We start from the raw sequence: 5,383 nt of genomic DNA, 5'->3' as shown, positions 1-5,383 counted from the left end.
TGGCCCGAATGGGTGGAGTGGATCCACGGTGTCGTACACGAGCTCGCCACCAACCCCGAAAAGAGCGCGGCCGCGGCGGTCGAGATCTACACCAACATCACCACCGAGATCACGAGGCGACGCACTGACGGATACGGCGACGATCTGCTGAGCACGTTGATGCAGGGACAGGTCAACGGCGAGCCACTCGATGACGGGCAGATCCTGGGCTACGCGTTCTTGATGCTGCTGGGAGGAATGGACACCACCAGTGGATTGACCGGCAATGCGCTGGTGCGGCTGCAGGAACAGCCTGAATTGCGACACCGCCTGATCAACGAGCCCGAGCTGCTACCCAAGGCCACCGAGGAGTTCCTGCGCCACGACACGCCCACCCAGGGCCTGCCCCGCATCGTTACCAATGACTGCGAGTTCAAGGGCCAGAAGTTCGCCGCGGGTGAGCGGGTCCTGCTGATGTTTGCGGCGGCCAACCGCGATCCCAAGGTCTTCGAGGATCCCGACCGGATCGACTTTGACCGAGTCGGAAACCGGCACTTGGCTTTTGGCGCCGGACCCCACCGCTGCATGGGCTCCAACCACGCCCGGATGATGTTCCAGGTGATGATGTCGGAGATCTTGACCCGCATGCCGGACTACACGATCAGCGGCGAAGTCGAACGGTTCGCCGACGCCGGCTCGGTATATGCGGTGCGCCGCTTGCCAATCCGGTTCACCCCCGGGCCGCGGGTCGGCGTCGATGCCGGGGCGGCCTGACCGTGGGTGAAGTCCGCATGCTCATCGACGGTGAGCTCGTCGAGGCGGGGTCAGGCAAACGGTTCACCAACGTCAACCCGGCCACCGAGGAGATCCTCGGCGAAGTCACCGACGCCGACGCCGCCGACGTGACGCGCGCCATCGGTGCGGCGCGGCGCGCGTTCGACCGCACCGACTGGTCGACCAACAGGGCGTTGCGCAAACGCTGCCTGCAGCAGTTGCATGACGCCTTGGTGTCCGAACAGGAGCAGCTGCGCCAGGAACTCGTCGAAGAGGCCGGCAGTCCGGTCATGATGACCTACGGCGCCCAGCTGGATTGGCCGGTGGCCGATGCGCTGACCTGGCCGATGGAGTACATCGACGAGTTCGAGTGGGAACGGTCGCTGCCGATCAGCAATCAGATCGGCATGCCCAGCCGGCGCGGGGTGTACAAGGAGGCGATCGGGGTCATCGGCGCCATCGTTCCGTGGAACTTCCCGGTCGAGGTGACGCTGAACAAGCTGGGCCCGATCCTGGCCACGGGCAACACCTGCGTGCTGAAGCCGGCGCCCGACACTCCTTTCAACGCAACGCGTCTCGGGCGCCTCGTCGCCGAGCACACCGACATTCCCGCCGGGGTGCTCAACGTCGTACCGTCCTCAGACCACCTCGTCGGCGAAGTGCTCACCCTCGACCCGCGCGTGGACATGATCTCGTTCACCGGCTCGACCGCCACCGGCAAGCGCATCTCGGAGAAGGGCGCCAAGACGCTCAAGCGGGTGTTCCTCGAGCTTGGCGGTAAGTCGGCGATGGTCGTGCTCGACGATGCCGATCTGGGCGGGGTGCTGGCCGCAGCGCCGATGATGGCGTGCACCCACGCCGGGCAGGGCTGCGCAATCCAGACCCGCGTGCTGGTGCCGCGCCGGCACTACGACGAGGCCGTGCAGATCCTCACGGCCGGCTTCCAGACGGTGCCCTACGGCGACCCCACCGACCCCGCGAACATCAGCGGCCCGCAGGTCAGTCGCAAGCAGCAGGAGCGGGTCCTGGGTTACATCGAGAAAGGCAGGGCCGAAGGCGCCGAGGTCGTGGTCGGTGGCGGGCGTCCCGCCCATCTGCCTAAGGGGTTTTTCGTCGAGCCCACATTGTTCGTCAACGTCGACAACACGATGACCATCGCCCAGGAGGAGATCTTCGGTCCGGTGCAGGTCGTCATCCCCTTCGACGACGACGAGGACGCGATCCGAATCGCCAACGACTCCGCTTACGGCCTGTCGGGTGGGGTGTTCTCCGCCGACGAGGAGCGTGCGACCGGCGTCGCGCGCCGGATCCGCACCGGGTCGATCGGAGTCAACGGTGGCATGTGGTACGGAGCCGATTCGCCGTATGGCGGTTACAAACAGAGCGGCGTCGGCCGCCAGTGTGGCCGCGAAGGTTTCGAGCAGCACCTCGAAACCAAGGCGATCGCCTGGATGTCGGCCTAGCCCGGATCAGCGGGTGTCGTGGCGTCTGACGTCGGCCCTGACTCAGACGCGCCGGGCTGGTTCGAGATGCGCGAGCAGAGGACCGCCGGGATGCAACCGATGTGGCCCGCGCCCGTGCCCGGCGACCACGCGCCCCCACGTTTGCGGTCCTTGATGTTCAAGGGCGCGGAAGTGTATCGACCGCGGCTTCGGCGATCGAGCGCAGCGACTGCCTGCCCACGCTGCCCTTGCCCAGGGCTTCGATGCCGCGTAGAACGGCCAGTAGCAGCAGGGCGTGTCGGCGCGCGTCGGCGGCGGGGTCGATATCGCCCTGTCGCTGAGCCTGTTGGATGCATTCGACCAGAGCGTCTTCAAGGGCTTTGAAGGTCCGGCGGGCCCGAAGGGTGACGGCGGGGTCCTGGCCGGCCAGCTCGGCGGTGCCATTCGCGAGCAGGCAGCCGAGGTGGTCAGTGTCGCGCGCGGTAGCTCTGGCGACAGCCAGGACATGTGCACGTAATCGGGCGTATGCGCCCTCGTCCGGCCCAGTCAGCGACCGTACCGTCGCCTCGGTTACCTCCGCGCAGTACCGATCGAACACGCGCAGGTAAAGCTGGCGCTTATCGCCGAAGGCTCCATAGAGGCTGCCCTTGCCCAGGCCTGTCGCCGCCGCGATGTCGTCAATGCTCGTGCCGGCGAACCCGGTGGGCCAGAACCGGTCTCGAGCGCGCCGCAGCACCGTCGTCTCGTCGAAGCCGCGCGGTCTTGCCATGCAGATCAGTCTACACAATTCTTGACGCAACAGTCCAGAACAACTAGTGTTCTGGACGAATGAGTCAAGAACGGTCGGAAGGAAGAAATAACATGTCAAAAGCTCTGCAAGGCAAGGTCGCCCTTGTCACAGGTGGTTCCCGAGGACTGGGCGCCGCCACCGCACGGTCCCTGGCCGACGCAGGCGCGGACGTCGCGATCACCTACACCGCCTCAGCCGACAAGGCCGCCGAGGTGGTCAAGCAGCTGGAGGACCAGGGCGTGCGGGCGGCGGCTTTCCAGGCTGACCAGGCGGACACGGCACGAGCCCCGCAGTTGATCGAGGACGTGGTCGCCCGGTTCGGCGGGCTGGACATCCTGGTCAACAACGCCGCCATCGGGGTGGAGTCGGGCAAGACCATCGACGATCCCAGCATCGACACCGCCGAGCTCGACCGGATGCATGCCACCAACTACACCGGCGTAATCGCGACCATCCGCGCGGCCGCGAAGGTACTGCGGGACAACGGCCGGATCGTCAACATCGGCTCGGGCATCGGCTCCCGCGCCGGGAGCCCCGGCTTCACCGACTACGCCGCCACGAAGGCAGGTCTGATCGGTTACACCAAGGGCGCGGCACGCGACTTGGCGCAGCGAGGCATCACCGTCAACATCGTGCAAGCCGGACTCATGCAGACCTCTATGGAGCCGCCGAGCCCGGAGGCCCTCAAGGTCATGGTGTCGGCCCTGGCCATCCAGCGGGTCAGTGACCCGGCCGAGACCGCGCCGGTCATCGCGTTTCTGGCCAGCCCAGCCGCGTCGTACATCACCGGCGCCGTGATCGATTCCAACGGCGGGTATACCGCCTGACTGCGGGTAAGAGCCACCTTCGTCGTCGGTCGGTAGACCGACTACAGCGAACACCGGCCGGCATCAACAGAATTCACGTCGTCGTTGTTCCGGCCGCATGAACAAGGCGTTGAGGTGCTGAACACCGCCCGGGCTCACCGCACCTCAGCCGCGGCTTGACGAGTTACACCCCTGGGATGTCTCTAGCCGAGATCAGCCACGCCTGAGCCGTACAAGGCGGTGCAATCGGCGACACCACCTCGACCACGAGGCAAAGACCGCCTAGTGAATGCGTGTGCATAATGAGTGGTCAACCGCATTGGGAGGTGACCCATCGCCGCGCGGAGGCCAGCTCCACCCGACCATGTCCGCACTCGAGATCCCGAACGCAGGAACCGGATCTTGGCTGCGGCTGCGGATCTGGTCGCCCACAGAGGCTTTCACGCAGTAACGGTGGCCGAGATCGGCGCCGCCGCGGGCATCACCGGCTCTGGCGTATATCGGCACTTCGAAGGCAAGTCGGCGGTACTTGTCGCGTTGTTCGACCGGATCATCGACGACCTACTGCGCGACGAGGCGGAAATCCTGGCGTCCGGAACCGATCTGAGCGCCGCGTTGGACCAGCTTATCGCCGGCCAAGTCGAATTCGTCGTCGGTGATCGTGAGCTCGCCCAGGTCTACTACAGCGAAATCAACAATCTGCCCGACGACGACCGTCGCCGGCTGCGCCGAAAACAGCGGTTGTACCTCGAAGAGTGGGTGCACCTGATCAGCGAGTTGCGCGGGGACCTGTCCGACGCTGACGCACACACCATCGTGCATGCTGCGGTCGGTGCGATCCAATCACCGCTATTCCACAACACGGGCCTGGCGGCGGACCGGCTGCGCGAGCTGCTCACCGCGGCCGCGCGCGCGATTTTGGGCATCGGCCACCAGCCGCGTACGGCTACTCGGTAGGCGGCCCGCCTACACGAGCCCAGCTCGGCCGACTCCTAGCTCGCGGCCTTGATCCCCGCGACGACGGTGGCGCGAGTGTCGTCGTCGACGGGGTAGGGGTGTCGACAGCGTGAACCGGCGCGCTAGTCTGCCACGCAGAGGTCGATACTGGCCGGGTGCTCGATACCGATGAACGCGCTGAGTTGGAACGCCTGCGCCATGAGAATGCTCAATTGCGTTTGGACCGTGAGTTTTTGAAAATGCCGCGGCCTTCTTCGTCTCCGACGCGATCTGGTCACCGAGGTGCGTTCGGCGCCATGTTGATCGGCGCTTTCTTACCCCGTTGCGTCCATCGCCGAGGTGCCGAACTCAGTCGACCTGCAGTATCGTTGCGGTGCGGCTAGCGCTGACCAATGCTGTGCGGGCACCTGCGATTTGATTGATCGCGGTGCCGCGCAGCTGACGAACTGCTTCCAGAGTCAGATTCAGTCCGTGAATGTAGCCTTCGCCAATCAGCCCGCCGTTGGTGTTGCACGGCAGTTGACCGTCTGGTCCGAGTTGCCCATCGGCGACGAAGTCCTTGGCCTCACCGAAGCCGCAAAATCCCAGGCCCTCAAGCTGCATCAGCAGCATCGGCGAAAACGCATCGTAGATCA

Annotated in this window: 6 protein-coding genes; 4 read left to right on the top strand and 2 right to left on the bottom strand. The window is 65.5% G+C overall.

Annotation, left to right across the window (positions count from 1 at the left end):
• Both QOC69_RS02600 and QOC69_RS02595 read left to right on the top strand, forming a co-directional pair.
• The coding region (locus QOC69_RS02600) for a cytochrome P450 (RefSeq protein WP_526436053.1) at window positions 1-753 on the top strand (753 nt) is incomplete at its 5' end.
• Window positions 754-770: 17 nt separating this feature from the next.
• A complete protein-coding gene (locus QOC69_RS02595; RefSeq protein ID WP_526436055.1) occupies window positions 771-2,216 on the top strand; it encodes an aldehyde dehydrogenase family protein in 1,446 nt (481 codons plus the stop codon).
• A gap of 157 nt (window positions 2,217-2,373) precedes the next feature.
• On the opposite strand, the gene QOC69_RS02590 is transcribed toward QOC69_RS02595, so the two are convergent.
• Window positions 2,374-2,964: a TetR/AcrR family transcriptional regulator gene (locus QOC69_RS02590; RefSeq protein WP_526436051.1), complete on the bottom strand. Its 591-nt coding sequence runs from the start codon at window positions 2,962-2,964 to the stop codon at window positions 2,374-2,376.
• 92 nt (window positions 2,965-3,056) lie between these two features.
• Between QOC69_RS02590 and QOC69_RS02585 the strand changes: the two genes are divergently transcribed.
• Both QOC69_RS02585 and QOC69_RS02580 read left to right on the top strand, forming a co-directional pair.
• Window positions 3,057-3,812 (top strand): SDR family NAD(P)-dependent oxidoreductase, encoded by a 756-nt coding sequence (locus QOC69_RS02585; RefSeq protein ID WP_526436049.1) that lies wholly within the window; start codon window positions 3,057-3,059, stop codon window positions 3,810-3,812.
• A 381-nt stretch (window positions 3,813-4,193) separates the two neighbouring features.
• Window positions 4,194-4,748, top strand: a complete 555-nt coding sequence (locus tag QOC69_RS02580) for a TetR/AcrR family transcriptional regulator (protein ID WP_526436047.1) — start codon at window positions 4,194-4,196, stop codon at window positions 4,746-4,748.
• A gap of 348 nt (window positions 4,749-5,096) precedes the next feature.
• On the opposite strand, the gene QOC69_RS02575 is transcribed toward QOC69_RS02580, so the two are convergent.
• Window positions 5,097-5,383, bottom strand: a 287-nt coding sequence (locus tag QOC69_RS02575) for a thiolase C-terminal domain-containing protein (RefSeq protein WP_526436045.1), incomplete at its 5' end; no start/stop codon positions are given.

The organism is Mycobacterium sp., from assembly GCF_032162105.1.
GTDB lineage: Bacteria > Actinomycetota > Actinomycetes > Mycobacteriales > Mycobacteriaceae > Mycobacterium.
Note: the sequence above shows the minus strand (reverse complement) of the source record. Positions and strands in the feature narration are given on the sequence as shown.